We start from the raw sequence: 26,044 nt of genomic DNA on the forward strand, positions 1-26,044 counted from the left end.
TCAAGAGACGCCCCCTGAAACGCGCCCCATAGGGGCGCGGGGAACTGCGCGACCAGCCACAACGAACCCGCAGCCAAGAAGCGACAGGCGGAAGCACTCACAACATCTTCCGCCGCACCATCCCCGACAACACCAACGCCCCCGGCAACAACGGCAACCACACCGTGATCACCCGAAAGCCGATCACCGCACCGGTAGCCAGAACCATGGGCGCGCCAAACACGACGAGCGTAAAGACCAGCGCCGCATCAACGGGGCCGATGCCGCCCGGCGAGGGCACCGCCCCCACCGCGGCGCTGGCCGCGAGATACGCGAAGATCACATGCACCCAGGGCAGTTGCAGCCCGAGCGACGACCCCACCGAGGCCAGCACACAGGCCTGCAGCAGCGGAAACGCCGCCGCCCCGCCCCACAGCTGAAGCACCCGGACCGGACGGGTGTGCAACAGCCGCGCGTCGGTCAGGGCGGAGTTCAGACAGCCGAGCAGCGGTCGCCGCAACGGCCGTACGGCCGTCACCAGCAAGGTCGCCGCGCCGAGCACGCAGGCGATGCCGATGCCGGCCACGATCAGCGTCGATGCGTCCGGGACGAGCTGGCCGATGCGCAGCGTGCCGGGGAAGGCGGCGAGGAACGCCAGGATCAGCAGCGTCTTCACGACCGGCTTGACCAGCGAGTACAGCGCCAGCGACGCCGTCGCCCGGGGGATGGGTATCCCCTGTTTCTGCAGAAACCGCAGGGTCACGGCGTGCGCGCCCAGACCGGCCGGCAGAACATGATTCGCGGCGCCCGCGGCGAACTGCGAGGCCAGCAACGGACCCGGCGGCAGCCGTTCCGGCAGGGCGCCCTGCCGGGTCACGGACGCGGCCACCCAGCACAGGATGTTGAACACGGTTCCGGCCAGCAGCCACCAGGGGTCGGCACCGGCCAGCCGGACAGCGCTGTCATGGACGGTGGGCCAGTCGAACGCCGCGTACCCGCCGATCAGCAGGAGCGGCAGCAGACTCAGCGCCCAGCGGAGCCGGCGCTGACGCGTCGTGGTCGGTGTGGGGGCACTGACCGAGGCGGGAGCGGGGATGGGGACGGGGGTGAGCGATGGCTTGGGGAGCTCGTCGAGCTGGAGCGGGGACACGGCGCACGTCGTCCTTCCACGTCGTACCCGACGGTTAGGCGGGACTGACGGGTACGAGGAGGCGAGCAAAGGGGGACGCGGGGGAGCGTTCCCTTTCTGCGTGACGGGACGGTGGCCGGGAACCGACGAGGCGAGGGCGGACGGGCAACGCGGTCGCGGTGTGACCGGAGTCACCAGCCCGTCAGCAAGAGATGGTTGACGAGAAGCGCGACGATCGCCTGCGCCGCCAGCCACCCCCGTACGCCCTTCAGAAGCGCGCACGCCGGCAGCAGCCACAGCGCGAACGGCAGCCAGATCCGTTCCGTCTCCGCCTTGCTCATCCCGGACAGATCGGCGACGACCATGGCGACCAGCGCCGCCAGCACCAGCACACCGAGGCGCACGGCGGTCCTGTCGTCCCGGCGGAGCAGGGCCACCCCCGTCCGCCGCAGCCCGGCCGCTGTCGCGAGGCCCACCACCAGCACCGTGCACGCGAAGTTGGCCCACACCCAGTAGCTGTACGGCCGCACGCCGCCCACGCCCTCGTAGTAGCGGGTGACCAGCAGGTCGTACGCCTCCCACCAGTAGAAGCCCAGCGCGGTGAACACGACGGGGACGACCACGAACCCGGCGAGCACGAAGGGAAGCGGTCTGATGCGGTGGGTCCCCAGCAGCAGGACGGCCGCGGCGATCAGCGCGAAGAGCGTGAGGCCGTACGACAGGTAGGCCGTCAGGCCGAACAGGAGGCCGGAGGCCAGGCCGGTCCAGTGCGGGCGGTGGCCTGTGACGGCCAGTGCCAGGAACGCGACCGCCCAGGCGGCGACCGCCGCGAAGTAGCCGTTGGCGGAGGTGCCCATCCACACCGCTCCCGGTGCCAGGACCAGGAAGGGCGCGGCGCGGCGGGCGAGGTTCTCGTCGGTGAGGAGGCGGACGGTGACGAGGACGGCGAGGGCGGCCGTGGCGCCGACGGTGATGCACCAGACTCCGGCCCAGGCGCCGCCGCCGAGGCCGATGCGGTCCAGGTAGACGAAGGTGAGGGTGGCCGCGGGGGGATGTCCGGCGACATGCGCGGGCCAGTTGTCCGGCGAGTGGATCAGGATGTGCTGGGTGAAGTCCCGCAGGGTGGCCGGGATGTCCCCGAAACTGTCGATGACCTGGAGGTATTCGGCGCGCGTCGTCAGCCGCCGGGCGATGCCGCGGTCCCAGCCGTCGATGAGCGCCAGCGACCATGTCCAGGCCATGCCCGCCCCCCAGACCGCGAGCAGCAGGGAGCGCCACGGCAGGCGAACGGCGAGGACGGGGCCGTACGCGATGACCGCGAGCGCGACGGCGAGCGCGGCCGGGGTGCCGGGGCCGATGTGCGGGTCCCAGTGCGCCAGCAGCGGGGGCCAGCGGACGAAGAGCGTGTCGTCGCGGCGCTCGATCGCGCTGCCGACCAGCGCGGCGGTCAGGACGAGCAGGGCGGCGGCCGTCGCCGTGTACAGGTCGCGCCTCAGGTCCCGGCGGGCGTCGGGGAGCGCGTCGGGGCGGGTGCCTGGCAGAAGATCGGGGGTCACGTCTGAACGCTAGGACGCCCGGCGTGCGCCGGACGCGTGACGGGCGCGGACGTCAGAGATTCGTCATGGTTCGCGGGCCCTGTCCTGGGGTGATCCAGGCCTACGGTCGGGGCATGCGACGCACACTTCCCACTCCGTTCGCGCCCGGATTCTGGCGCAGCCCGCTGCGCGGGCCCCGGTTCACCTCGGTGCTCGGCGTCGTGCTGCTCGGCGGGATCACGGTGCTGTTCCTGACGGGGCTGGTGTCGTACGCCGCCTACAACCCGGACCTGGATCCGGTGAACGACAAGACCCAGGGCAAGGGGATCCTCGGCTTCTACCTCTTCTCCTGGCCCACCGACCCGCACTGGCTGTACCGGCTCAACCAGGGCATCCACGTCACGCTCGGGATCGCCCTCATCCCCGTGCTGCTGGCCAAGCTGTGGTCGGTCGTGCCCAGGCTGTTCACCCTGCCACCGGCCCGCTCGCTCGCGCACGCGGCGGAGCGGATCTCACTGCTCCTGCTGGTCGGCGGGGCCCTCTTCGAGTTCGTCACCGGTGTGCTGAACGTCCAGCTCGACTACATCTTCCCCGGCTCGTTCTACGCCCTGCACTTCTACGGGGCATGGGTGTTCTTCGCCGCGTTCGTCGCCCATGCCGCGCTGAAGACGCCGAAGGCGCTGCGCAATCTGCGGCAACTGCGCGAGGAGAAGGACGACTTGGTGGCCCCGGAGCCCGCCGAGCCGACCGTGTCCCGGCGCGGTGCCCTGTGGTTCGTCGGGGGCGGCTCGCTGCTGCTGTTCGCCACGACCGTCGGACAGAGCTTCGACGGCTTCCTGCGCCGTACGGCCCTGCTCGCCCCGCACGGCGGCGGAGAACCGGGCTCGGGACCGAACGGCTTCCAGATCAACAAGACGGCCGCGAAGGTGGGGATCACCCCGGCGGAGACCGGCGCGGAGGCCTGGCGGCTGGTCGTCACCGGCCGCACCGGCACCGTCCGGCTCAGCCGCGCCGACCTGCTTCAACTTCCCTTGCATTCCGCCTCGTTGCCCATCGCCTGCGTCGAGGGCTGGTCGACCTCCGACCAGTGGTGGCGCGGCGTACGGCTGCGGGATCTGGCCGCCCTCGTCGGCTACGACGATCCGCCCGACGTCTTCGTGGAGTCGCTGCAACGCGCCGGCGCCTTCCGCCGCGCCGCCCTGCGTGCGAACCAAGTCGCCGACGAACGCTCCCTGCTCGCCCTGACCGTCAACGGCGAGGACCTGTCCCCCGACCACGGCTACCCGGCCCGGGTCATCGTGCCCGCGGCGCCCGGTGTGCTCAACACCAAGTGGGTGGCCCGGATGACGTTCGGAGATCTGTGATGCGCGCGCGTCTCGCTGTCGGCAGCCCGTTCCAACTGCTCCTGCTCGCCGCATCGTTCGCGCTTGCCGGATACGCGGGCCTGCGGCTGCTCGACGGCGACTGGTTCGAGGTCGCGCTGTGGTTCGTGGGCGCCGCCGTCGTCCACGACCTGGTCCTGGTGCCGCTGTACGCGGCGGCCGACCGCGCGCTGGTGGCGGCCTGCGGCGCGGCCGGGCGGCGGTGGGCGGCCGGCTACGTCCGCGTGCCGGCCGCCCTGTCGCTGTTGCTGCTGCTCGTGTGGTTCCCGCTGATCAGCGGGCGGGTGGCGGACCGCTACGCCGCCTCCACCGGCATGTCCGCGGACTCCTACCTCGCCCGCTGGCTGCTGATCACCGCCGCACTGTTCGCGGGCTCCGCGATCGTCTTCGTACGGCGGCTGCGCAGGGCGGCGAAGGAACGGCCGCCGGAGGTCCACTGATCGACGGCACTCCAGCCCGCGCTGTCGGCGTGCCGCAGCAGGGCGGGAGTGCCGAGGCGGGCCCACGGGAACGGGGCGCCGACCGCGCCCCGGCCGTCGGTCACGTGCACATGGACACGCTCGTCCACGTCGACAGCGGCCGTCTCGGCGATCAGCAGCCCGCCGGGAGCCAGCAGCTGGCCCAGCCGGTCGAGCAGGGCGACGGGGTCGCCGCCGATGCCGACATTGCCGTCGGCGAGCAGGACGGTGCCCCAGCGGCCCTCTCCCGGCACCGGCTCGAACACCGAGCGGTGCAGCGCCTGTCCGCCGAGCCGCACGGTGTGCGCTACGGCCGCCTCGCTGACGTCGATGCCGAGCGCGCGCCGGCCCCGGGCCGCGAGTTCGGCGACCAGCCGGCCGGGACCGCAGCCCACGTCCAGCACCGCGCCCTCGCACCGGGCCAGCACCTCCAGGTCCACGGCGTCCGCCCGCGCACACCAGCGCTCCACGTCCAGCGGCAGCAGCCAGCCGTCCGTACGGCGCAGGAAGAGCGGCCCGCGCCCGGTGCGCAGGGCGTCGCTGTAGAGGTCGACGGTCCAGGGGCGGGCGTCGGGAGGCGTCTCGCGGACGATCGGGCGGGCGTCGGGGGTCGTCTCGTGCATGATCGGGCGGCCGTCGGGGGTCGGCTGCCGAACGATCGGCACCACCTGCTGGGCGCTCCGCACCGCACTCACCGCGCCTCTGTCGTCAGCCGCTCCAGCTCCGCCGCGAAGCGCCCGCCCGGCGCCGCCTTGGCGACGACCTCCGCGTCGTACGCCGTGTCGACGTCGCGCAGGCGCGGCAGGTCCCGCACCCGCAGTCCCGCGAGGCGGTCGCGTTGTACGGCGCCGGTGTGCGGCGTCGACATCGGGACGCCCCGCAGGAGGGCGGGGTCCGGTGCGGCCAGGCCCAGCGCCCAGAAGCCGCCGTCCTCGGCGGGACCGAAGTACGCGTCGCAGCCGGCGAAGTCCACCGTCAGCAGCTCCGGCGTCACCTGCGGGGTGTCCATGCCGATGAGCAGGGACGGGCCGGTGCAGGCCGCGAAGGCGGCGGCGAGACGTTCGTCGAGGCCTCCCGCGCACTGCGCTACGACCTCGAAGCCGGACGGCAGCCAGCGCCCCGGTCTGCCGTCGAGGACCAGAATCCGGCGCGTGGCCGGCGCCCGCGCCACCACGTCCAGGGTGTCCGCGAGCGATGCCTCGGCGAGGGCCGCCGCCGCCTCGGGCGTGAACGGCGGCGTCAGCCGGGTCTTGACCCGGCCCGGCCGGGGCTCCTTGGCGATGACGAGCAGCGTGGTCACGGGCGGGCTCCCTGCTCGGCGGCGGTCTCGGTCAGTACGCGGCTCATGTCGCGTACCGCCTGCCAGGTCCCGCGCCAGGTGCCGGTGACCTTGGAGGCGCCGGTGCGCGGGAAGTACGGAACGTCGTGCTCGGCGATGCGCCAGCCCGCGTCGGCGGCACGCACCACCATCTGCAGCGGATAGCCGCTGCGCCGGTCGCTGAGCCCGAGGGCGAGCAGCGGCTCGCGCCGGGCGGCCCGCAGCGGGCCCAGGTCGTGCAGGCGCAGCCCGGTACGGCGGCGCAGCATCCGGGCCAGTGCCAGATTGCCCGCGCGGGCATGCGCGGGCCACGCGCCCCGGCTCCGCGGGCGCCGCCTGCCGAGCACCAGGTCGGCCGCGCCGCCCGCCACTTCCCGTACGAAGGGCACGAGGTCGCCCGGGTCCAGGGAGGCGTCGCAGTCGCAGAAGCACACGAAGTCGGCGGTGGCCGCCGTCAGGCCCGCATGGCAGGCGGCGCCGAAGCCGCGCCGCTCCTCGTGCACCACGGTCGCCCCGAGGGCGCGGGCGATGTCGGCGGAGCCGTCCGTGGACCCGTTGTCCACGACGAGCGCCCGCCAACCGGGCGGGATGCGCTCCAGGACCCAGGGCAGCGCCTCGGCCTCATTGAGACAGGGGAGGACCACGTCGACTTCCTGGTCCGTTCTGTGGTCCATCGGAGAAGAGGTCGTCACGGCTTTCACCCTACGAGCGCGAAACGGGCATAACGGACTCCGGCTCCTTACGAAACAAGGACGTCAGCGGGGGCGGGCGCCATCGGCGGGCGGGTGGTGCGAGGCTGGCGGCATGGAACAGCAGCAGCATGCGGGGCCCGGGGCCCGGGTCCTCGTCGTCGACGACGATCCGACCGTCGCCGAGGTGGTGTCCGGATACCTCGACCGGGCCGGATACGTGGTCGACCGGGCCGGGGACGGGCCCGACGCGCTGGAGCGGGCCGCCGCGCACTGGCCGGACCTCGTCGTGCTCGACCTGATGCTGCCCGGCATGGACGGCCTGGAGGTGTGCCGGCGGATGCGGGTGCGCGGGCCCGTGCCGGTCATCATGCTCACCGCACGCGGCGACGAGGACGACCGGATCCTGGGCCTGGAGGTCGGCGCCGACGACTACGTCACCAAACCCTTCAGCCCCCGCGAACTCGTCCTGCGCGTCGAGTCCGTGCTGCGCCGCGCCCTCCCCTCTCTCTCGACTCCGCTCGAGCCGGGGGGACCCCCATCGCCCAGCCGTCCGCCAGCCTGCACGCGGCCGGGCTCACCGTCGACCCGGCAGCCCGGCGCGCCGCCAAGAACGGCACCGAACTCGCCCTCACCGTCCGCGAGTTCGACCTCCTCGCCTTCTTCCTCCGGCACACCGGCCGGGTGTTCAGCCGGGAGGACCTGATGCGTGAGGTGTGGGGCTGGGACTTCGGCGACCTGTCGACCGTCACCGTCCATGTCCGCAGACTGCGCGGCAAGGTCGAGGACGATCCGGCGCGGCCGAGGCTGATCCAGACGGTGTGGGGCGTCGGCTACCGGTTCGACACCGGCTTCGGCAGCGGTTCCGGCACCGGGGAGGCGTGATCATGCGCGACATGCTCCTCATCGCCTTCTTCGCCTTCCTCGGCGCCGCCGCGGCCGGCGTGCTCGGCGCGGGCGTCCTGCGGCTCATCCGGCGCCGCTCGCTCGCCGTGCACCTCGCCGTGGTCGCCGCCGTCGGGGTCACCGCGATGCTCGCGGGCACCCTCGCGGTCGCGCAGGCGATGTTCCTGTCCGAGCACGATCTGAAGGTCGTCACGCTGGTCGTCGCGATGGCCGCCGTGGTCTCCCTCGTCACCGCGACTCTGCTCGGCCGCTGGGTCGTCGCCCGCAGCCGCGCCCTCGCGCTCGCCGCGCGCTCCTTCGGCGACGGCGGCGACTTCACCTCGCCCGTCGGTCCCGCCACCGCTGAACTCGCCGCGCTGAGCCGCGAGTTGGAGGCGACCAGCGTCAGACTCGCCGAGTCCCGGACCCGTGAGCGGGCTCTGGAGTCCTCGCGGCGTGAACTCGTCGCCTGGATCTCGCACGATCTGCGTACCCCGCTCGCCGGGCTGCGCGCGATGGCCGAGGCGCTGGAGGACGGTGTCGCCGCGGACCCCGACCGCTATCTCCGTCAGATCCGCACCGAGGTGGAACGCCTCAACGACATGGTGGGCGACCTCTTCGAACTGTCCCGCATCCATGCGGGGACGCTGGCGCTGAGCCCCAGCCGGATTTCGCTGTACGACCTTGTCGGGGACGCCCTCGCGGGGGCGGATCCGCTGGCGCGGGAGCACGGTGTGCGGCTTGTCGGTGATCGGGTGGAACCGGTGCCGGTCGAGGTGGACGGTAAGGAGATGAGCCGTGTTCTCGGCAATCTGCTCGTCAATGCCATTCGCCGTACGCCGACGGACGGGACGGTCGCCGTGGCCGCCCAACGCTCGGCCGATGGTGTGGTGTTGTCCGTGACGGACGGCTGTGGGGGGATTCCCGAGGAGGATCTGCCGCGTGTGTTCGACACCGGGTGGCGGGGCAACGATGCGCGGACGCCTCCGGCGGGGGCGGGGCTGGGGCTGGCGATCGTGCGGGGGATTGTGGAGGCTCATCAGGGGCGGGCCGCGGTTCACAATGTGCCGGGTGGTTGTCGGTTCGAGGTGACGTTGCCGATGGCTGGGGTGTGACAAGCGGGTTTCGCCCCCTCCGCCCCTACCCGTCCCATCCCTGGGGCTCCGCCCCAGACCCCGCTCCTCAAACGCCGGAGGGGCTGGATTTCAGCCGGTGGGGCTGTTACTGCGCGAACTCCCGCATCCCCTCCTCGAAGCCCACCTCCGCCTTCCAACCCAACTCCGCCCGCAGCCGTGAGGAGTCGGCCGTGATGTGGCGTACGTCGCCCAGGCGGAACTCGCCGGTGACCACCGGCTCCGGGCCGCCGCACGCCGCTGCGAGGGCGTGGGCCATCTCGCCGACCGTGTGGGGGTCGCCGCTGCCGGTGTTGTACGAGGTGAGCGTGCCGTTGGCCGAACTTGACTCCAGTGCCGCCACGTTGGCCGATGCCACGTCCCGTACGTGGACGAAGTCGCGGCGCTGGCGGCCGTCTTCGTAGACGCGGGGGGAGTCGCCGCGGGCGAGGGCGGAGCGGAAGAAGGAGGCGACGCCCGCGTAGGGGGTGTCGCGGGGCATGTTGGGGCCGTAGACGTTGTGGTAGCGCAGCGACACCGCCGAGCCGCCGGTCGACCGTGCCCAGGCCGCGGCGAGGTGCTCCTGGGCGAGCTTGGTCGTCGCGTACACGTTGCGTGGGTCGACGGGGGCGTCCTCGCCGACCAGGCCGGGGGACAGGTCTTCGCCGCAGACGGGGCAGAGCGGCTCGAAGCGGCCCGACTCCAGGTCGGCGACCGAACGGGGGCCCGGTCGCACCACGCCGTGCCACTCGCACGAGTACCGTCCCTCGCCGTACACCACCATCGACCCGGCCAGCACCAGCCGTCGTACGCCCGTCTCCGCCATGGCGGTGAGCAGGACCGCGGTGCCCAGGTCGTTGTGGGAGACGTAGTCGGCCGCGTCCGAGAAATCGACGCCGAGGCCGACCATCGCCGCCTGGTGGCAGACCGCGTCCACGCCGGTCAGGGCGGCGCGGACGGCGTCGGGGTCCCGTACGTCCGACGCCGGGTCGTCGCGGATGTCGTGGACGACGGGCTCGTGGCCGTGGGCCCGCAGGGCCTCGACTACATGGGACCCGATGAACCCGGCACCGCCGGTGACCAGTACGCGCATGCCCTCAACGTAGGCCTGCGGCCAGTCCTTACGGGTGGGCCGCGCCCGTCATGTCACCGGTCCGTAAGACCTTTCGGGAGGGGCAGCGAGACCGTGAACACCGTGGCGCCCGGTTCGCTGGTGACGTCGATCGTGCCGGCGTGCGCGCACACCAGCGAGTGCGCCACCGCCAGGCCGAGTCCGCTGCCGCCGCGGTCGCGGCTGCGGGCCTTGTCGACGCGGTAGAAGCGGTCGAAGATCCGTTTCCGGTCGGCGGGCGGTATGCCGGGGCCCGCGTCGGCGACCCGGACGACGGCCCGGCCGTCCGTGACCGACACCGACAGGGACACGTCCGTGCCCTCGGGGGTGTGCACGGCCGCGTTGGTGAGGAGGTTGTCCAGGACCTGCCGGACGCGTTGCGGATCCAGCCGCATCGTCAGCCGGGAGGGGCCCGTGGCCACCGTCAGCGGGTGGTCCGTGTGGGCCGCGCGGAAGGCGTCCGCGGCGTCCTCCACCAGCTCCACCAGGTCCGCGTCCTTGATCCGCAGCGGCGCCTCGACCTCGGCGGCGTCCAGCCGGGCGAGCAGCAGCAGGTCGTCCAGGAGGAAGCCCATCCGGGCGGCTTCGGCGCGCAGCCGGGCCAGATGCTTGTCGCGTTCCTCGGGGGCGTTGGCGGCGGCGTACTGGAAGAGGTCGGCGTAGCCGCGTACCGACATCAGCGGTGTGCGCAGCTCGTGCGAGGCGTCCGCGACGAACCGGCGCAGCCGCTGCTCCGCCTCCGCACGGACCGCGAGGGAGACGTCGATGTGCTCCAGCATCGTGTTGAACGCGGTGCGCAGCTCCTCGACCTCGGGGCCGCCGCTGCGCCCGTCGTGCCGCACCGGCAGCCGCGCCGAGTCCGTCAGATCGTGCGAGGTGATGCCGCGCGCCGTGTGCGCCATGTCGCTCAGCGGCTTCAGACCGCGCCGCAGCATCCCCCGGCCGGCCACCACCAGGGCGAGCAGCGCGAGCCCGAACGTGACGGCCTGGATGGTGATCAGCTGGCCCACGGTGTCGTCGATGCCGGCCATGGGCGCGGCGCTGACCAGGATCAGACCGGGCTCGACCGCGCAGGCGCGCAACCGGTAGTCGCCCTTGCCCTTGAGGTGGTCGGTGCGCAGGACTTCCGCGTCCGCGGTGGTCTGCGCTCGCGCCACGGCGGTGAAGTCGTCGACGTCCTCCGGCAGGTCGGCGGGGTCCTCCGGCTTGCGGAGCACGGGCGTGCCGTCCCGCACGTCGTACACGGCGTAGTACCAGCTGTAGTACTTCTTCCCGGAGAGCGTGCCGTAGTCCGCGATGGACTTGGACTGGGCGATCTGGCCCTGCGCCAGCTGTTCGTCGAGCTGCTTCGACAGGTAGTCCCGCATGTACGTCGTCAGCGCCGTGCCGACGACCGCGAAGACGACGAGGGACAGCACGCCGAGGCCCAGCGCGAGCCGGGTGCCGAGGCGCAGTCTGCGGTAGGTCTGCCTGAGCCGCCGGATCACTCGGCGGCCTGCCGGATGACGTATCCGAAGCCCCGGACGGTGTGGATCAGCGGAGTCGTGCCGGCGACGGGCTCATCGGGCTCATCGAGCTTGCGGCGGAGCCGGCTGACGACCAGCTCGACGACGTTCGAGCGGCCGCCGAAGCCGTACTCCCACACATGGTCGAGGATCTGCGCCTTGGTGAGCACGGTCGGCGACTTGCGCATCAGGTAGCGCAGCACCTCGTACTCGGTGGGAGTGAGGGTGAGCAGCCGGTCGCCGCGCCGCACCTCACGGGTGTCCTCGTCCATCGTGAGGTCGGCGACCTGGAGGACGGACCGCTGGAAGCCGGGCCCGGCGCTGCGTCGCAGCACGGTGCGCAGCCGGGCCATCAGCTCCTCCACCGCGAACGGCTTGACCAGGTAGTCGTCGCCGCCCCGGGTCAGCCCCGCCACCCGGTCGGCGACCGCGTCCCGCGCGGTGAGGAACACCACCGGCACCATCGTCCCGGAGCGGCGCAGCCGGTCGAGCACGCCGAAGCCGTCCAGGTCCGGCAGCATCAGGTCGAGCACCACGATGTCCGGGTGGAACTCGGCGGCGGCGCGCAGCGCCTCCTCACCGGAGTTCGCCGTGACCGCGTCCCAGCCTTCGTAACGGGCGACCGTCGCGACGAGGTCGGCGATCGGCGGGTCGTCGTCCACGACGAGCAGTCGTACTTTTTCCACCCCCACATAGTGCGGCACGCGCCCCCGGACGCCATGAGCCCGGTCGGGGCCGGGGCCACATCGATAACCACTTGAAAGAACAACGACAGGTCTTCGACAGCTCCCGCCAGCGAAGCTCGGTGTCCGAGAACCGACGTTCCAGAATCCGACCAAGGAGCTGCCGCCCGTGACAACCGTCCAATCGCCCCCTGCGCCCCCCACGGCGATACGCCCCAGGGTGGCCGCCCGCACGGGCCTGTACGCCGTGCTGGCCGTGAACGTTGCCGTGGTGGCCTATTTCTTCGTCCAGGCCGGGTTCGCCTCCAACACCCTGATCGTTTTGGGCCGGCTGTGCGGCCTGCTGGGCGGGCTCCTGATGGCGTTCCAGCTGCTGCTGGTGGCCCGGCTTCCGTGGTTCGACCACCGGATCGGCATGGACCGGATGACCCTCTGGCACCGCTGGATCGGCTTCTCACTGCTGTGGACGCTGGTCGGCCACGTGGTCTTCATCACCTTCGGCTACGGCGAGTCCTCCGGCCTGGACCCGGTCAACCAGCTGGTGGACCTCGCGGAGACCACCGAGGGCGTGCTGCGCGCACTCGTCGCCTGGGTGCTGATCATCTTCATCGGCGCCCTCTCGGGCCGCTGGGCCCGGCGCCGGCTGGCCTACGAGACCTGGCACTTCATCCACCTGTACACCTACGCCGCCGTGGTCCTGGCGTTCACGCACGAAGTGGCGGTCGGTACGACGTTCGTCGCGTCGTCCCTGGCCACCGCCTACTGGTGGACCCTGTGGGGCTTCGCGCTCGGCGCGGTGGTCCTGGGCCGGGCCGTGCTGCCGCTGTGGCGGAACTGGCGCCACCAACTGCGCGTCTCGGCCGTCGTCCCCGAGTCCCACAACGTCGTCTCCGTCTACATCACCGGCCGCGACCTCGACCGACTGCCCGCGCGGGCCGGCCAGTTCTTCCTGTGGCGGTTCCTCACCCGGGACCGCTGGTGGCAGGCCAACCCCTTCTCGCTGTCCGCCGCGCCCGACGGCCGCAGCCTCAGGCTCACCGCCAAGGCGGCCGGTGACGGCAGCGCGGCCCTGCGGCACGTGAAGGTCGGCACGCGCGTCTTCGCCGAGGGCCCCTACGGCGCGTTCACCGCGATGCACCGCACCCGGCCCGAATCCCTCCTCATCGCGGGCGGCGTCGGCGTCACCCCGATCCGTGCCCTGCTGGAAGAGCTGGAGGGCCACGCCGTCGTCATCTACCGCGTGAGCAGCGACCGGGACGCCGTCCTCTATGACGAGCTGCGCGACCTCGCCGCCACGAAGGGCGCCGAGCTGCACCTGGTGACCGGATCGCCCGTCCCGGACCGGCTCGCGGCGCCGGAACTCGGCCGGCTCGTGCCGGACATCGCCGACCGGGACGTCTTCCTGTGCGGGCCGCCGCCCATGATGAACGCGGTGCTCGGCACCCTGCGCGAGCTGGGCGTGCCCAAGCCGCAGATCCACTTCGAGCGTTTCAGCCTGGCTGGATGAGAGGGACACCGTGAAGCGAGTCATACCCGCCCTTGTCCTGTCCGCCGCCGGCCTGGTCACCGTCTGGCGCTACGAACCGTCCGTCGGCACCGCCGCGTCCACGGAAGCGGCGGCACCGGCGTCCACGCCTTCGGCATCCTCCGGCTCCACCGTGGTCACGGGCTCGACCATCCAGACCGAAAAGGGTCCGGTGCAGGTCGAGGTCACCTTCGAGGGTGACAAGATCACCGCCGTGCGGATGCTCCAGCAGCCGAACCACCCGCAGACGACGGCCGCGGTGCCGAAGCTGATCGCGGAGACGCTGACGGCCCAGAGCGCGGACATCGACACCGTGTCCGGGGCCACGATCACCACCGAGGGCTACAAGGAGTCGCTCCAGGCGGCGATCGACAAGAACGCAACCAGTAACGCAACCAGTGAGGTGGTGGCGGGCTCGACGATCACCACCGAAAAGGGTCCGGTGCAGGTCGAGGTCACCTTCGAGGGCGACGCCATCAAGTCGGTGCGGATGCTCCAGCAGCCGAACCACCCGCAGACCACGGCCGCGGTGCCGAAGCTGATCGCGGCGACCTTGGAGGCGCAGAGCGCGGACGTCGACACGGTGTCCGGTGCCACGATCACCAGCGACGGCTACAAGGAGTCCCTCCAGGCGGCCATCGACGCGAAGGGCGCCTGACATGCACCGGGTCGAGCACGTCATGGGCTTCCCCGTCTCCCTGCGCATCGACGACGAGGACGTTCCCACCGCGCTCGCGGACGAGGTCTTCGCCTGGCTGCGCGAGGTCGACGAACGGTTCAGCCCGTTCAAGCCCGACAGCGAGGTGTCCCGGCTCGACCGCGGCGACATCGCCCTCGGCGAGGTCAGCGCCGACCTTGCCGAGGTGCTCGACCTGTGCGAGCAGTACCGCCTCGCCACCGGCGGCGCCTTCGACGCCCGCCGGCCCGGCGAGGGCCTCGACCCGTGCGCGGTCGTCAAGGGCTGGTCGGTGCAGCGGGCGGCGGACCTGCTGACCGCCGCCGGGGTGCGCAGGTTCTGCCTCAACGCCGGCGGCGATGTCGTCGCGGCGGGCGGTCCCTGGCGCGTGGGCGTACGGCACCCCGAACACGCCGATCAGCTGTGCACGGTGCTGGAGATCATCGACGGCGCGGTCGCGACGTCGGGGCGCTATGAGCGCGGCGACCACATCGTCGACGGGCGTACCGGGCGTCCGGCGGCCGGTCTTCTCTCGGTCACCGTCGTGGCGTCCACGCTCACGGAGGCGGACACCGCGGCGACGGCGGCGTTCGCGATGGGCGCGGAGGGTGTTGCGTGGGCGGCTGGGCGGGAGGGGTGCGAGGTGTTCGCCGTTGACGCCGAGCGGCGGGTGTTGCGCACGGAAAAGGTGCCGGTCGCCTGAGAGTTCGGCTGTGACACAGGCCGTCTAGTGGCTCGTCACGCAGCCTTGGCCGGGTAATCGACGTGCTGCTCGTGGGTCAGCAGACTGTCTCCAGGATCTGATCCCGGAGGTGGGCGTGGGGCGTCGACCGAGTGTGTTCGTCCATCCGGCCAGCGCGGAAGAAGACCGCAGACTGCAGCGCATCAGTCGGACCGCGAAGGACCCGGTGCGGCTGCGGCGGGCGATCGTGGTGCTGATGTCCGCCCAAGGCCAGACCGTCAAGCACATCACCTCCCTGATGCAGGTCAGCGCGGATTACGTCCGCGGTGTCATCCACGCTTACAACGAGCGAGGGTTCGACGCGCTGGACCCAAAATGGAGCGGAGGACGCCGACCGTCGATAGGTGAACGGGTGCGAGAGCACATCCGTCTGATCGCCCGGACGTCCCCCGTCGACTGGGGCGTGACCGGCTTCTCCACGTGGAGCCTGAGCAAACTCGCCGACCACCTGGTCGAGCGGCGCGTGGTCCCTCGTATCAGCCGGGAGACGCTGCGCCGCATCCTGCGTGAAGGCAAGGTCTCCTGGTAGACCACGACCACCTGGAAGGCATCCACCGACCCAAACTTCATCAGCAAAATGCACCAAGTCCTGGCCCTGTACGACACCCTGCCAACCGACGGACGGGTGATATGCGTCGATGAGTTCGGCCCACTCAACCTTCAGCCGCGCAAAGGCAAGACGTGGCGTCCGGCCGGCAGGCCCCGCAGGCTGCGGGCGACCTACAACCGCTACGGCGGGGTGATGCACATGCTCGCCGCCCTCGACCTGGCCACCGGCAAGATCTACTACCGCATCCGCACGCGCAAGCGGTGGCGCGAGTTCCTCGGCCTGCTCAAGACCCTGCGAGCCCGCTGGCCCGGGGAGAAGCTGTACGTGGTGCTGGACAACTTCTCCCCGCACCGGCACGGCGAAGTCCGCATCTGGGCCGCTGACAACGACGTCCAGCTGGTCTTCTTACCGACCTACGGCTCGTGGCTGAACTGGATCGAGTCCGAGTTCGCAGCCCTGCGCTACTTCGCACTGAACGGCACCGACCATCACACCCACAACGAACAGAACGCCGCCATCGCCGACTACATCCGCTGGCGCAACGCACGCGCCGAGCCCAAGACCAACTTCGCCTCCGACTCACCCATCCGTCAGTGGACCGCATACCCGACCAAAGCTGCGTGACGAGCCAACAAGCAGCCGATCGCTAACCTGTTGTCGCAGCCAGCAAGATCAAGTAAAGTCCCCGACGTGAACACCGGACCGGCGCTACGCCACACACGGATTGGCCACCCGGTGGAGGGCTGATCGCACAGCGGGTGCGCAGATGGCACCCCATCAGTTCGGCACGCGGACCTCCCAATGCTCGTGCACTACGAGTCCGTTTTCGTGTCGAACAACAGCGAGGTCAACCGCATGCCAGCCACCTTCAACCACACCATTATCGCCGCCAAAGACCGCAACGAGTCGGCTCAATTCTTCCGTGAGCTTTTGGAACTTTCGGAAGCGCCGTCCTGGGGCCCGTTCACCAACATCCAGCTCACCGACGGCGTGCTTCTTCAGTTCGCCGAGCCGCCGGTGGAGATCCAGATGCAGCACTACGCGTTCCTGCTCGACGACGAGCTGTTCGATCGGGCATACCAGCGACTGTGCGATCGCGGCGTCGAGCACTGGGCCGATCCGCAGATGCAGCGCTCGGGCGAGATCAACAACGGACACGGCGGTCGAGGGGTGTACTTCAAGGACCCCGCCGGTCACGCGATTGAGCTGATCACCCGCCCGTACCTGTAACCGAGGCGGTGCCTGGTCGGGCACCCAAAACGTGGCGCCCGACCAGGCAACCAATCGGCGAAACCCCCTGCTGCCCCGGGGCACTACGGCGGTCGTGCAAGCCGTCCTCGCCATCCACGCCGCCGACGCGAGACAGCACTCCGTTTACCCGGTCAACGATGCGAGCCGGACCACTAGACTCTCCCCGGAACGGCCCGCGCCATGGCCGAAAGCGGGCGACTTCTGCCAGACCCGAAGGGTATTCGGCGTTTTGATACGGATAGATTCAGTCACGAAGCGGTACCCGGACGGCACGGTGGCGGTCGACCGGCTCTCCTTGGAGATACCCGACCGCTCGATCACCGTCCTCGTCGGCCCCTCGGGCTGCGGGAAGACGACGACCCTGCGCATGATCAACCGGATGGTGGAGCCGAGCGAGGGGACCATCACCCTCGACGGCGTCGACATCATGAAGCAGCCGGTCAACACGCTGCGCCGGTCCATGGGTTACGTCATCCAGAACGCCGGACTCTTCCAGCACCGCACGATCGTCGACAACATCGCCACCGTGCCCCGCATGCTCGGCTGGGGGAAGGGCAAGGCACGGGCGCGGGCCAGGGAGCTGATGGAGCGGGTCGGACTCGACGCCGCCCTCGCCAAGCGGTACCCCTACCAGCTGTCCGGCGGTCAGCAGCAGCGCGTCGGCGTGGCACGGGCGCTAGCCGCGGACCCGCCGGTGCTGCTGATGGACGAGCCGTTCTCGGCCGTCGACCCGATCGTCCGCAAGGGCCTGCAGGACGAACTCCTGCGGATCCAGGCGGAGTTGGGCAAGACGATCGTCTTCGTCACCCACGACATCGACGAGGCCGTCAAGCTCGGCACCATGGTCGCCGTGATGCGCACCGGCGGCCATCTCGCCCAGTTCGCGCCGCCCGCCGAACTGCTCACCGACCCCGTGGACGCCTTCGTGGAGGACTTCCTCGGCGCCGACCGCGGCATCCGGCGGCTGTCGTTCTTCCCGTCCGCGGGCCTCGAACTGCTGACCGCGCCGATCATCGCCGTCGACGCGACCGCCGAACAGATCGCCGCCCGCAACACCACGGACGCGCCCTACCTCCTCGTAACGGATCTGGACGGCAAGCCGCTCGGCTGGGCCGAACCGGGGGAGCTGACCGCGGGGGAGATCCGGCAGGACCAACTCCTCTCCTACGGACGGCCGTTCACCGCCGGTACGGACTCGCTGCGGGCCGCGCTGGACTGTGCCGTGCTCTCACCCACCGGGTGGGCCGTCGCCGTGGACGGCGAGGGCCGGGCCGCCGGAGTCGTCTCCCAGCAGACCATCGGCGAGGCGATCCGCGGTGCGCACGCGGAGCGGCGCGCGGACGGCAAGGCTGACGGCAAGACCGAGAAGACCGCGCGATGAGCGAACTCTTCGACCTGCCCAGCGACCTCCAGCACAGCTACTTCGGCCTGGTCATGCTGCATCTGCGCGAGGCGCTGTTGCCGGTGCTGTTCGGGCTGCTGGTGGCGCTGCCCCTGGCCCAGTTGTGCGTGCGGGTGCGCTGGCTGTATCCGCCGGTGCTGTGGGTGACGACCGTGCTCTACGCGATCCCGTCGCTCGCGTTCTTCGTCATCCTCATCGACTACACCGGGCTGAGCGAGCTCACGGTGATGATCCCGCTGGCCGTCTACAGCCTGGTCGTGCTGGTCCCGGCGATCGTCGACGGGGTGCGGTCGGTGCCGCAGGAGACCCTCGCCGCGGCCACCGCGATGGGCTTCGGGCCCGTACGACGCTATGTCCACGTGCAGTTGCCGATCGCCGCGCCCGCGATCATCGCCGGGCTGCGGGTGGCGTCCGTGTCCAGCGTCTCCCTCGTCAGCGTCGGCATGCTGATCGGCAACCAGGGAGCCCTCGGCAACCTGCTCAACAGCGGCATGATCTACAACCAGCCGCGGCTGATCTGGCTCTCCGTGCTGGGCACGGCCGTCCTCGCCATCCTCGTGGACGCCGCGCTGATCGGGGTCCGGATCCTCCTCACGCCCTGGATGCCGCGCGGCACCCGCAAGAACACCCGTACGCTCGCGAAGGCGGCCGCCCGGTGAACGTCCTGAACTACATCGACGCCTTCTTCAGCGACAGCGCCCACTGGCAGGGCTACGACGGCATCCCGACCCGTGTCGCCGAGCACATCCAGTACACGCTGGAGGCGCTCGCCATCGCCGCCGCCGTAGGGCTGCCGGTCGGCCTGCTCACCGGCCACACCGGACGCGGCGGCAACACCCTCGCCCTCATCGCCACCGCGGGGCGCGCGCTGCCCAGCTTCGGCCTGATGGTGCTGATGTTCGTGCTGCTGGGCCTGGGCCTCGCCCCCGTCATGATCCCGCTGGTCGTGCTCGCGATCCCGCCCATCCTCGTCACCACGTACGAGGCGATGCGCTCCGTCGACCCCGCGCCGGTGGACGCCGCCCGCGGCATGGGCATGGCCGAGACCAAGATCCTCTTCCGGGTCGAACTGCCCGTCGCGCTCCCGCTGATCCTCAGCGGACTGCGCTCCGCGGCCATCCAGATCGTCTCCACGGCCACCATCGCCGCGTACGTCAGCTTCGGCGGCCTCGGGCGCTACATCGTCGACGGCCTCTACCAGCGCGACTACGAGAAGGTCGTCGGCGGCGCCACGCTGGTCGCAGCCCTCGCCCTGGTCACCCTCGGGGTGTTCTGGGCGGCGGGCCGCCTCTCGGTGTCACGCGGAGTGCGCCGCGCGTAGCTCCGCTGGAGGTGCCGCGCGGTTGTCGGTCCGCTGCGGCGCCGTCGTGGCTGGTCGCGCAGTTCCCCGCGCCCCTCCGGGGCGCTGTCGAACCGCGTGCCCATAAGGGGCGCGGGGAACTGCGCGACCAGCCCCAGACGGCCCGCAGTGAACCACGAACCTTCGACGCCCCTCGCTACGGGCCAGGGCCAGTTCGCCACCCGGGCGAGTTCGCGCCCGGCGACCTCGGCGGCCTCCTGCGGGTACGCATCGAAGCCAATTGGTGACCCGGCTGCCCTTGACTGACCAAGAAGTGGCTGGATTGGATCAGATGAAGTCATCCAACTTCTGAGCCCGGAACGGGAATCGTGACTTCTACCGTGAAGAGCAGCTGGTCCAGCATGCGACACCCCCGCGCGGCCGCGGTCGCCCTCGCAGCAGTGGCGGCGCTCGTTGCCGGATGCGGCTCCGCCGACGATTCGTCCAACCCGCTGACGGAAGACAAGGCGGACGGCAACACGGTCGTCGTCGGCTCGAACAACTTCGCCGAGAGCATCCTGCTCGCCGACATCTACGGCGAGGCCCTGAAGGCCAAGGGCATCAAGGTCGAGTACAAGCCGAACATCGGCAGCCGTGAGACGACCTACGGCCTGCTCAAGAACGGTTCCATCACCGTCCTGCCCGAGTACAACGGCTCCCTGCTGGCGTACCTGGACCCGAAGGCGGAGCAGAAGTCCATCGAGGCCGTCGGCTCCGCGGTGAAGGCCAAGCTCGACTCCAAGCTGACGCTCCTCGACCCCTCGCCCGCCGAGGACAAGGACTCCGTGTCGGTGAACGCGGAGACCGCCAAGAAGTACAACCTCACCACGTCGTCCACCCTCGAGGACATCAAGGACGTCGCGCCCGAGATGGTCATCGGCGGCTCGCCCGAGTTCCAGACCCGCCAGCAGGGCCTGCTCGGCCTGAAGGACGTATACGGCCTGGAGTTCAAGTCCTTCAAGGCGCTCGACGCGGGCGGCCCGCTGACCACGGCGGCGCTGAAGAAGAACACCGTGCAGGCCGCGGACATCTTCACCACCGACCCGAACATCACCAAGGAGAAGTTCGTCGTCCTCCAGGACCCGAAGAACCTCTTCGGCTTCGCCAACGTGACGCCGCTCGTATACAAGTCCGGCCTCTCCCAGGAGGGCGTCGCCGCCCTCAACGCGGTCTCCGCCAAGCTGGACACCAAGACCCTGCTGGAGCTGGACTCCCAGGTCCAGCTCGAGAACAAGGACCCGCTGGACGTCGCCAAGACCTGGCTGAAGACGGCCGGCCTGAGCTGACCCCCGGTTCGGTCATGACGGGGCGGAGGGCACCGACGCCGACGCGTCGGTGCCCTCCGCCTTCAGTGAACCGCTCGTCGGGCCGGTAGAACCGGCGACGAGCCGGCCATCGCGTGCACCACCTCGCCGTGAGGGAAATCGACACCGCGACGGCCGCCCATGGAAGGAATCCTCCAACTCCCGGCTCCCGCTGGAGCACCCGGGTCTCCACCCGCACGCTGACCCGTGATCGGCCCCGACGCCCCGTACCGGCGGCTCGGGCCGGTGTGTCGACGACGGTGGAGAGGGACTCCGATGACTCCTGAGCGTGTGCTCACGCCGACTCCGGCGACGTACCGGTGGCGGTGGACGGCACTTGCCGCGCTGCTGCTCGGTGAGGCGATGAACCTGCTGGACGCGACGATCGTGCAGGTCGCCGCGCCGGCGATGCACTCGGATCTGGGCGGGGTCGGTGTCCGACATCCAGTGGTTCACGACGGCCTACACGCTGCCGTTCGCCGTGCTGCTGATCACCGGAGGCCGGCTGGGCGACATCGCGCGCCGCAAGCGGCTGTTCGTGACCGGCGTCCTGGGCTTCATGAGCGCATCGCTGGCCTGTGCCCTGGCACCCGCGGCGGGGCCGCTGATCGCCTTCCGCGTGGTGCAGGGCGCCGCGGCGGCCGTGATCATTCCGCAGACCGTCGGCCTGATCAAGACGATGTTCTCGGGACCCGAGCTGTCCAAGGCGCTCGGCAGCAGGACCGGTGATGGGTCTGGCAGCCGTCTGCGGACCCGTGCTCGGCGGAGTCCTCACCCACGCCGACCTGTTCGGCTCGTCCTGGCGGGCGGCCTTCCTGGTGAACATCCCGGTGTCCCTGGTCGTCCTCGCCCTCTCACCCAGGCTGCTGGAGAACCGCGCCCCGAAGCGGCCCACCCTCGACCTGACCGGCACGTTGCTCGCCATGGCCGGGATCGGGCTCGTGGTCTTCCCGCTGATCGGCGCCGACCTGGCGGCCCTGTCCGGGTGGAACTGGGGGTTCATGGTGGCCGGTCTCGTCCTGCTGGGGGTGTTCGCCGTGCACCAGCGCGGCGTCGCCGCCACGGGCCGCAGCCCCCTGGTGGAGCCCAGTCTGTTCGCCCATCGCGGCTTCCCGGCCGCCCTGGTGACGTCGACGGCGTTCTTCGCCGTGACCAACGGCCTGATGACGGTGATCGTGCTCCAGCTCCAACTCGGCCTGGGAGCCGATACGTTGAAGGCCGGACTCACCCTTGCCCCGTGGTCGGTGGGCCTCGCGGTCGCCTCCTGGGTGGCCGGCGCGCACCTCGTCAAGCGCTACGGGCACCGCATGATGTCCCTCGGCCTCGCCGTCCTGCTGGTCGGCGCGCTCGCCGCCATCGCCGTCTACCACTCGGCCGACCCGGACTCCTACCCCACACCCCTGCTGTTCGCCCTCGGGGTCGTCGGGCTCTTCAATCCCGCGTTCTTCACCATCGCTCTGAAGCCGCTGCAGCCGCAGGAGATCGGCTCGGCCGCCGGACTGCTGAACGCGGTCCAGGTCGCCTTCCGGGTTGCCGTCGCTCTGGTGGTCGTGAGCTTTGTGACCACGGATCGTCGCCCCCTCGGGCCAGCCGCTCACCGGTCCCGACGAGTGAGACCGTCGTCCCCGTCGGCCTCGATGGCGTCGGCGATCAACTGGTCGATCAGCGCGATCAGTACGTCCCGGCACGACTCCCGCTTCCGCGCGTCGCACAGCAGTACGCGGACGTGCTCCGGCAGTGCCAGGGCGTCCCGGATGTCCTCGGGCGGGTAGGGATGTGCGCCGTAGAAGCCGTTCACTCCCACGACGAAGGGGATGCCGCGGCGCTCGAAGAAGTCGATCGCGGCGAAGCTGGACTCGGGCCGGCGGACGTCGATCAGGACCACCGCGCCCAGAGCGCCGATGGCGAGGTCGTTCCACATGAACCAGAACCGCTGCTGCCCGGGCGTACCGAACAGATACAGCACCAGCTCCCGGCTGATGGTGATCCGGCCGAAGTCCAGGGCCACGGTGGTGGCCCGCTTCTCCTCGATGCCGTCGAGGTCGTCGATGCCCAGGCCCGCCGCGGTCAGCGGTTCCTCGGTGCGCAGCGGGACGATCTCGCTGACGGACCCGACCATGGTGGTCTTGCCGACGCCGAAGCCCCCGGCGATCAGGATCTTGACCGTGTCGGGTGGCGCTGCCGCCGTGGCGGCGGGCTCAGAGCCGGCCAAGGCCGTCCCTCACTTTCTGCAGCAGGTCCAGATCCGGGGAACGGGGGAGACGGGGTGCGGCGGGTGGGCGGTGATCAGGCCCACCTCCAGCAGATCGCACAGCATGATGACGACGACGCTCACCGGAAGGTCGAGATGGGCCGCCAGCTCCGCCACGGCGATCGGCTCCCCGCACCGGCGCAGGATCCGCGCCTGCTCCGGCTGCGGGCGGGGTGCCCGCACCGGCGGCGGATCCACCGCGGTGACCGTCGTGATGAGCGTGAAGTCGGCGCGGCTGGGCCGGGTCCGTCCGCCGGTCAGGGCGAAGAGTCGTACCAGCCGGCCCGTCGAGTCGTCTCCGGCCACCTCACGCGCCAGGACCGACATTGGCCCGCGGCGCCGCACTCAGGTGCTCGCCGATCTTCTTCACCAGCATGTTCATCTGGTACGCCACCACACCGACGTCCGCGCCCTGGCTGGTGAGGACGACGAGATGGGCGCCCGGGCCCGCGGAGGTGAGGATCAGATAGCTGTGCGCCATCTCGATCAGCGCCTGGCGCACCGGGCCGCCGCGGAAGTCCATGCTGACGCCCTTGCTGAGGCTCATCAGGCCCGACGCCGTCGCCGCCAGCCGTTCGGCGTCGTCGCGCAGAAACCCGGTGGACTTGCTGACGACCAGCCCGTCCTCGGAGAGCACGACGGCGTGGTTCACCTCGGCGACCCGCTCCACGAGTCCGGTGAGCAGCTGATCGAGCTGGGTGTGCGTGGCGGGGGTGGGGCGTGTCATGGCGGAGTCCTTCATGAGCGGTCGGCGGGCGGAGTCGAAGACTGGGGGGCGTCGGCCGCGGTCGGCTCCTCGTCGGCGCCGTCGTCACGCGCCCGGAGCGTGCCGCGCTGGAACCCGGCGAGCGAGGAGGCGGCCTGCTCCGCGGTGAAGTCGTCCGCGTGACCGTTCTCTTCGGCGGCCGGGGCCTCCTCGCGCAGCTCGGCGGCGAGGCTGGTCTGCGGCACTCGGCGGGGCAGCGGGGTGAGGCCGCCCTTGGAAGCAGCGTGGGCGGGCCGACGGTCCGCGGCCGGGGCGGAGGCGGTGCGGGCGGAGGCGGTGCGGGCCGCGACGACGGGACGGGGCGCCCGTACGGGCTCCTCGGGCTCGGCGGCCTCGGCGTGCTCGATGTCGTCCGCGTCCGTGATCGAGTCCGCGGCCGTAACGGCATTCGCGCCTGCAACCGTGTCCGCATCCGTAACCGAACTCGCGTCCGCGTCCGCATCGGTGTCCGAGGCCGGCACGTCCCGCACCACGACGTCGTGCGGGATGAGCACGATCGCCGTGGTCCCCCCGTACGGCGAGGAGCGCAGGGTGACGGCGATGCCGTGCCGGTGTGCGAGCCGGGAGATCACGAACATGCCGAGCCGGAGGTCGTCGGCGAGTGCCACCACGTCGAACTGCGGTGGCTCGGCCAACTGGGCGTTGAGGGAGGCGTAGTCCTCCTCGGACATCCCCAGCCCCCGGTCCTCGACCTCCACGGCCAGGCCCTTGGCGACCAGCGCGGCCCGCACCCCGACCGGGCTGGGCGCGGGGGAGTACACGGTCGCGTTGTCGATCAGCTCGGCCAGCAGATGGATCACGTCCGCCACCGCGGGCGGCGCGAGCGCCACCTCCTCCTCGGTGTGCACCTCCACCCGCTGGTACTCGGCGACCTCGCCGACCGCGCTGCGCAGGATGTCGGTCAGCGCGACCGGCTCCGTCCAGGTGCGGCCGGGCCGCTCACCGCTGATGATGACGAGGTTCTCCTCGTAGCGGCGCAACTGGCTGGCCGTGGAGTCCAGTTCGTACAGGCCCTTGAGGATCTCGGGGTCCTGGTGCGCGCGCTCCAGCGCGTCCAGCTTGGTCAGCTGCAGATTGACCAGGTTCTGGCTCTGCCGGGCGATGCCCAGGATCACCTTCTGGAAGCCGCGCCGGGTGTCCGCGAGTTCGACCGCGGTGTGCACGGCCGTGCGCTGCGCGGTGTTGAACGCCGTGGCCACCTGGCCGAGTTCGTCGTGGCCGTAGTCCAGCGGCGGGGTCGCCTGCTCCACGTCGACCTTCTCGCCCCGGTCCAGCCGGGCGACCACATCGGGCAGCCGCTCCTGGGCCAGGCCGAGCGTGGCCACGCGCAGACCGCGCAGCCGCCGGGACAGGGAGCGGGTGATGCGCCAGGACATCCACACGCACAGCAGCAGGGCGAGCAGTCCGCCGGCGCTGAGCGAACCGGCCGTGATCAGCAGGTTGGCCGACGTGTCGGCGCTCCGGTCGAGCAGTCCGGCCGTCTGCCGTGTGATCAGCAGCCCGTACTCGTCGGCGAGTTTCGTGAACGCGGTTTCCCACTGTTTTTGCACATCGGGCAGGGGGATCCTGCGGGCACCCGCGCTGTCCGCCCGGGCCGCCAGCACCTGGTCCTCGAGGGATTCCAGCGTCTGCCATTCCCTGCTCTGCAGGATCCGCTCGGTCTCCGTCTTCGCGTCGCCGCTCATCTGGGGGACGATCTGGTCCTCGACGAGCCAGCGGCGCGTGTTGACCGACTCCGCGAACCGGGACCAGGCCTCCTCGTCCAGGTACCCGGACGGCCACGCCAGGGTGAGCCGGGCATCCTCCTGGGAGGCCAGCTCCGCCGCGTGCTCCAGCGCGACGAGCGGGCCCGCCTGGGCGGTGAGGTCGCCGTCGTCGACCTGGGAGAGCGCCTGGAAGGCGTGGATCTGCTCGTCGATGATCGCGCTGTACTGGTCCAGCGCCTGCTGTGCGGTGATGTCGGTGGGGTCGTCGACCTGCCCGCGGTAGTACTCGAGGCTGCTCACCGATCCGACGACGGAGGTCAGCCGGTCCGAGATACGGGCGGGGGCGCGCTCGATCTCGTCGTTCTGGCCGACCAGTTTCGCGACCGCCTCGTCCGTCTTCCGCCGCTGCGCGTCCAGGGCGTTCCGGGAGCCGTTCGGTGAGGCCAGCCACGCGGCCGACAACCTGCGCTCCGTCTGCAGGGCGAGCGTGGCCTCGGTGCCCATGGCGCCGGTCGACCGGCTCAGCTCGTTCTGCCCGCGCAGCCGCAGTCCCTCCGTGAACATCTGCGTCGTCGTCACACCCCACATCGCGGCGAGGGTGACGCTGGGCACCAGGGCCAGGAGGATCAGGGAGAGACGTATGGAGCCGAGGCGGCGCCGGGAACGTGTCCGTGGAGACATCGTCGTCCTAGGGCGATCAGTGGGGCAACGGGGGAGTGGGCGGGGGTGCGCAGGATGCTATCCGC

The 26,044-nt window shown here is 71.0% G+C and carries 24 protein-coding genes and 4 pseudogenes; 16 read left to right on the plus strand and 12 right to left on the minus strand.

All coding sequences use genetic code 11. The annotated features are described in order from the left end of the window. Nucleotides 1-97 precede the first annotated feature (97 nt). Together QQY66_RS39100 and QQY66_RS39105 are read right to left on the minus strand one after the other, a co-directional pair. The gene (locus QQY66_RS39100; RefSeq protein ID WP_301985118.1) at nt 98-1,129 is read right to left on the minus strand and encodes a lysylphosphatidylglycerol synthase transmembrane domain-containing protein; all 1,032 of its coding nucleotides are present in this window, start codon (nt 1,127-1,129) and stop codon (nt 98-100) included. Nucleotides 1,130-1,299: 170 nt separating this feature from the next. Continuing rightward, a complete protein-coding gene (locus QQY66_RS39105) occupies nt 1,300-2,664 on the minus strand; it encodes a hypothetical protein (RefSeq protein WP_301985119.1) in 1,365 nt (454 codons plus the stop codon). Nucleotides 2,665-2,777: 113 nt separating this feature from the next. On the opposite strand from QQY66_RS39105, the gene QQY66_RS39110 reads away from it, so the two are divergent. Both QQY66_RS39110 and QQY66_RS39115 read left to right on the plus strand, forming a co-directional pair. Next, on the plus strand, nt 2,778-4,007 hold the full coding sequence (locus QQY66_RS39110; RefSeq protein ID WP_301985120.1) for a molybdopterin-dependent oxidoreductase: 1,230 nt from the start codon (nt 2,778-2,780) through the stop codon (nt 4,005-4,007). Beyond that, nucleotides 4,007-4,465 (plus strand): hypothetical protein, encoded by a 459-nt coding sequence (locus QQY66_RS39115; protein ID WP_301985121.1) that lies wholly within the window; start codon nt 4,007-4,009, stop codon nt 4,463-4,465. The genes QQY66_RS39110 and QQY66_RS39115 overlap by 1 nt, the downstream gene beginning before the upstream one ends. Here QQY66_RS39115 and QQY66_RS39120 read toward each other — a convergent pair. The 3 genes from QQY66_RS39120 to QQY66_RS39130 all read right to left on the minus strand — a co-directional run bounded on the left by QQY66_RS39120 (nt 4,354) and on the right by QQY66_RS39130 (nt 6,475). Continuing rightward, nucleotides 4,354-5,106 carry a bifunctional 2-polyprenyl-6-hydroxyphenol methylase/3-demethylubiquinol 3-O-methyltransferase UbiG gene (locus QQY66_RS39120; protein ID WP_301987639.1) on the minus strand — a complete coding sequence of 251 codons (753 nt, stop codon included), beginning with the start codon at nt 5,104-5,106 and terminating at the stop codon, nt 4,354-4,356. The two genes, QQY66_RS39115 and QQY66_RS39120, sit on opposite strands and share 112 nt — an antisense overlap. 68 nt (nt 5,107-5,174) lie before the next feature. Next, nucleotides 5,175-5,783 carry a DUF2064 domain-containing protein gene (locus QQY66_RS39125; RefSeq protein WP_301985123.1) on the minus strand — a complete coding sequence of 203 codons (609 nt, stop codon included), beginning with the start codon at nt 5,781-5,783 and terminating at the stop codon, nt 5,175-5,177. Beyond that, entirely contained in the window at nt 5,780-6,475 is a 696-nt protein-coding gene (locus QQY66_RS39130) for a glycosyltransferase family 2 protein (protein WP_301985124.1), read from the minus strand. The genes QQY66_RS39125 and QQY66_RS39130 overlap by 4 nt, the downstream gene beginning before the upstream one ends. Before the next feature lie 130 nt (nt 6,476-6,605). On the opposite strand from QQY66_RS39130, the pseudogene QQY66_RS39135 reads away from it, so the two are divergent. Both QQY66_RS39135 and QQY66_RS39140 read left to right on the plus strand, forming a co-directional pair. After that, nucleotides 6,606-7,375 (plus strand): annotated as a pseudogene (locus QQY66_RS39135) (response regulator transcription factor). 2 nt (nt 7,376-7,377) lie between these two features. Beyond that, nucleotides 7,378-8,490, plus strand: a complete 1,113-nt coding sequence (locus QQY66_RS39140) for a sensor histidine kinase KdpD (RefSeq protein WP_301985125.1) — start codon at nt 7,378-7,380, stop codon at nt 8,488-8,490. 106 nt (nt 8,491-8,596) lie between these two features. On the opposite strand, the gene QQY66_RS39145 is transcribed toward QQY66_RS39140, so the two are convergent. The 3 genes from QQY66_RS39145 to QQY66_RS39155 are packed head-to-tail and all read right to left on the minus strand — an operon-like array spanning nt 8,597 to nt 11,789. Then, nucleotides 8,597-9,580 (minus strand): NAD(P)-dependent oxidoreductase, encoded by a 984-nt coding sequence (locus tag QQY66_RS39145; RefSeq protein WP_301985126.1) that lies wholly within the window; start codon nt 9,578-9,580, stop codon nt 8,597-8,599. A 53-nt stretch (nt 9,581-9,633) separates the two neighbouring features. Beyond that, nucleotides 9,634-11,085 carry a HAMP domain-containing sensor histidine kinase gene (locus tag QQY66_RS39150; RefSeq protein WP_301985127.1) on the minus strand — a complete coding sequence of 484 codons (1,452 nt, stop codon included), beginning with the start codon at nt 11,083-11,085 and terminating at the stop codon, nt 9,634-9,636. Continuing rightward, nucleotides 11,082-11,789, minus strand: a complete 708-nt coding sequence (locus QQY66_RS39155) for a response regulator transcription factor (protein WP_301985128.1) — start codon at nt 11,787-11,789, stop codon at nt 11,082-11,084. The genes QQY66_RS39150 and QQY66_RS39155 overlap by 4 nt, the downstream gene beginning before the upstream one ends. Before the next feature lie 166 nt (nt 11,790-11,955). On the opposite strand from QQY66_RS39155, the gene QQY66_RS39160 reads away from it, so the two are divergent. The 12 genes and pseudogenes from QQY66_RS39160 to QQY66_RS39215 all read left to right on the plus strand — a co-directional run. Further along, the gene (locus QQY66_RS39160; RefSeq protein WP_301985129.1) at nt 11,956-13,293 is read left to right on the plus strand and encodes a ferredoxin reductase family protein; all 1,338 of its coding nucleotides are present in this window, start codon (nt 11,956-11,958) and stop codon (nt 13,291-13,293) included. 10 nt (nt 13,294-13,303) lie between these two features. Next, a complete protein-coding gene (locus tag QQY66_RS39165; RefSeq protein ID WP_301985130.1) occupies nt 13,304-13,969 on the plus strand; it encodes an FMN-binding protein in 666 nt (221 codons plus the stop codon). A 1-nt stretch (nt 13,970) separates the two neighbouring features. Then, nucleotides 13,971-14,690: an FAD:protein FMN transferase gene (locus tag QQY66_RS39170; RefSeq protein WP_301985131.1), complete on the plus strand. Its 720-nt coding sequence runs from the start codon at nt 13,971-13,973 to the stop codon at nt 14,688-14,690. Between the two features lie 115 nt (nt 14,691-14,805). Beyond that, nucleotides 14,806-15,258 (plus strand): helix-turn-helix domain-containing protein, encoded by a 453-nt coding sequence (locus QQY66_RS39175; RefSeq protein WP_301985132.1) that lies wholly within the window; start codon nt 14,806-14,808, stop codon nt 15,256-15,258. A gap of 48 nt (nt 15,259-15,306) precedes the next feature. Further along, a complete protein-coding gene (locus tag QQY66_RS39180) occupies nt 15,307-15,903 on the plus strand; it encodes an IS630 family transposase (protein WP_301985133.1) in 597 nt (198 codons plus the stop codon). Nucleotides 15,904-16,134: 231 nt separating this feature from the next. Continuing rightward, a complete protein-coding gene (locus QQY66_RS39185) occupies nt 16,135-16,509 on the plus strand; it encodes a VOC family protein (RefSeq protein WP_301987640.1) in 375 nt (124 codons plus the stop codon). Nucleotides 16,510-16,759: 250 nt separating this feature from the next. Next, nucleotides 16,760-17,911: an ABC transporter ATP-binding protein gene (locus QQY66_RS39190; RefSeq protein WP_301985134.1), complete on the plus strand. Its 1,152-nt coding sequence runs from the start codon at nt 16,760-16,762 to the stop codon at nt 17,909-17,911. Then, entirely contained in the window at nt 17,908-18,591 is a 684-nt protein-coding gene (locus QQY66_RS39195; RefSeq protein ID WP_301985135.1) for an ABC transporter permease, read from the plus strand. Before QQY66_RS39190 ends, QQY66_RS39195 begins: the two co-directional genes overlap by 4 nt. After that, nucleotides 18,588-19,253: an ABC transporter permease gene (locus tag QQY66_RS39200; protein WP_301985136.1), complete on the plus strand. Its 666-nt coding sequence runs from the start codon at nt 18,588-18,590 to the stop codon at nt 19,251-19,253. Before QQY66_RS39195 ends, QQY66_RS39200 begins: the two co-directional genes overlap by 4 nt. Nucleotides 19,254-19,600: 347 nt before the next feature. Then, complete coding sequence (locus QQY66_RS39205; RefSeq protein ID WP_301985137.1) at nt 19,601-20,557, plus strand: ABC transporter substrate-binding protein; 957 nt, start codon at nt 19,601-19,603, stop codon at nt 20,555-20,557. 499 nt (nt 20,558-21,056) lie between these two features. Continuing rightward, nucleotides 21,057-21,224: pseudogene (locus tag QQY66_RS39210) on the plus strand (MFS transporter); the annotation flags it as partial. A 274-nt stretch (nt 21,225-21,498) separates the two neighbouring features. Beyond that, nucleotides 21,499-22,032: pseudogene (locus tag QQY66_RS39215) on the plus strand (MFS transporter); the annotation flags it as partial. 137 nt (nt 22,033-22,169) lie between these two features. Here QQY66_RS39215 and QQY66_RS39220 read toward each other — a convergent pair. From QQY66_RS39220 to QQY66_RS39235, 4 genes and pseudogenes are all read right to left on the minus strand, one after another. Further along, a complete protein-coding gene (locus QQY66_RS39220; protein WP_301985138.1) occupies nt 22,170-22,787 on the minus strand; it encodes an ATP/GTP-binding protein in 618 nt (205 codons plus the stop codon). After that, a pseudogene (locus QQY66_RS39225) lies at nt 22,774-23,132 on the minus strand (DUF742 domain-containing protein). Before QQY66_RS39225 ends, QQY66_RS39220 begins: the two are co-directional and overlap by 14 nt. 1 nt (nt 23,133) lies before the next feature. Next, nucleotides 23,134-23,553 carry a roadblock/LC7 domain-containing protein gene (locus tag QQY66_RS39230; protein WP_210579565.1) on the minus strand — a complete coding sequence of 140 codons (420 nt, stop codon included), beginning with the start codon at nt 23,551-23,553 and terminating at the stop codon, nt 23,134-23,136. 11 nt (nt 23,554-23,564) lie between these two features. Beyond that, complete coding sequence (locus QQY66_RS39235; protein ID WP_301985139.1) at nt 23,565-25,979, minus strand: nitrate- and nitrite sensing domain-containing protein; 2,415 nt, start codon at nt 25,977-25,979, stop codon at nt 23,565-23,567. Nucleotides 25,980-26,044 lie beyond the last annotated feature (65 nt).

It is taken from the genome of Streptomyces sp. DG2A-72 (assembly GCF_030499575.1).
Classification (GTDB): domain Bacteria; phylum Actinomycetota; class Actinomycetes; order Streptomycetales; family Streptomycetaceae; genus Streptomyces.

Bases quoted from the DNA above. Each gene is read 5' to 3' on its own strand.
- QQY66_RS39185 (WP_301987640.1), top strand. From the start codon at position 16,135: ATGCCAGCCACCTTCAACCACACCATTATCGCCGCCAAAGACCGCAAC.
- QQY66_RS39110 (WP_301985120.1), top strand. From the start codon at position 2,778: ATGCGACGCACACTTCCCACTCCGTTCGCGCCCGGATTCTGGCGCAGC.
- QQY66_RS39235 (WP_301985139.1), bottom strand. From the start codon at position 25,979: ATGTCTCCACGGACACGTTCCCGGCGCCGCCTCGGCTCCATACGTCTC.
- QQY66_RS39115 (WP_301985121.1), top strand. From the start codon at position 4,007: ATGCGCGCGCGTCTCGCTGTCGGCAGCCCGTTCCAACTGCTCCTGCTC.
- QQY66_RS39195 (WP_301985135.1), top strand. From the start codon at position 17,908: ATGAGCGAACTCTTCGACCTGCCCAGCGACCTCCAGCACAGCTACTTC.
- QQY66_RS39170 (WP_301985131.1), top strand. From the start codon at position 13,971: ATGCACCGGGTCGAGCACGTCATGGGCTTCCCCGTCTCCCTGCGCATC.
- QQY66_RS39230 (WP_210579565.1), bottom strand. From the start codon at position 23,553: ATGACACGCCCCACCCCCGCCACGCACACCCAGCTCGATCAGCTGCTC.
- QQY66_RS39120 (WP_301987639.1), bottom strand. From the start codon at position 5,106: ATGCACGAGACGACCCCCGACGCCCGCCCGATCGTCCGCGAGACGCCT.
- QQY66_RS39180 (WP_301985133.1), top strand. From the start codon at position 15,307: ATGCACCAAGTCCTGGCCCTGTACGACACCCTGCCAACCGACGGACGG.
- QQY66_RS39140 (WP_301985125.1), top strand. From the start codon at position 7,378: ATGCGCGACATGCTCCTCATCGCCTTCTTCGCCTTCCTCGGCGCCGCC.
- QQY66_RS39130 (WP_301985124.1), bottom strand. From the start codon at position 6,475: ATGGACCACAGAACGGACCAGGAAGTCGACGTGGTCCTCCCCTGTCTC.
- QQY66_RS39145 (WP_301985126.1), bottom strand. From the start codon at position 9,580: ATGCGCGTACTGGTCACCGGCGGTGCCGGGTTCATCGGGTCCCATGTA.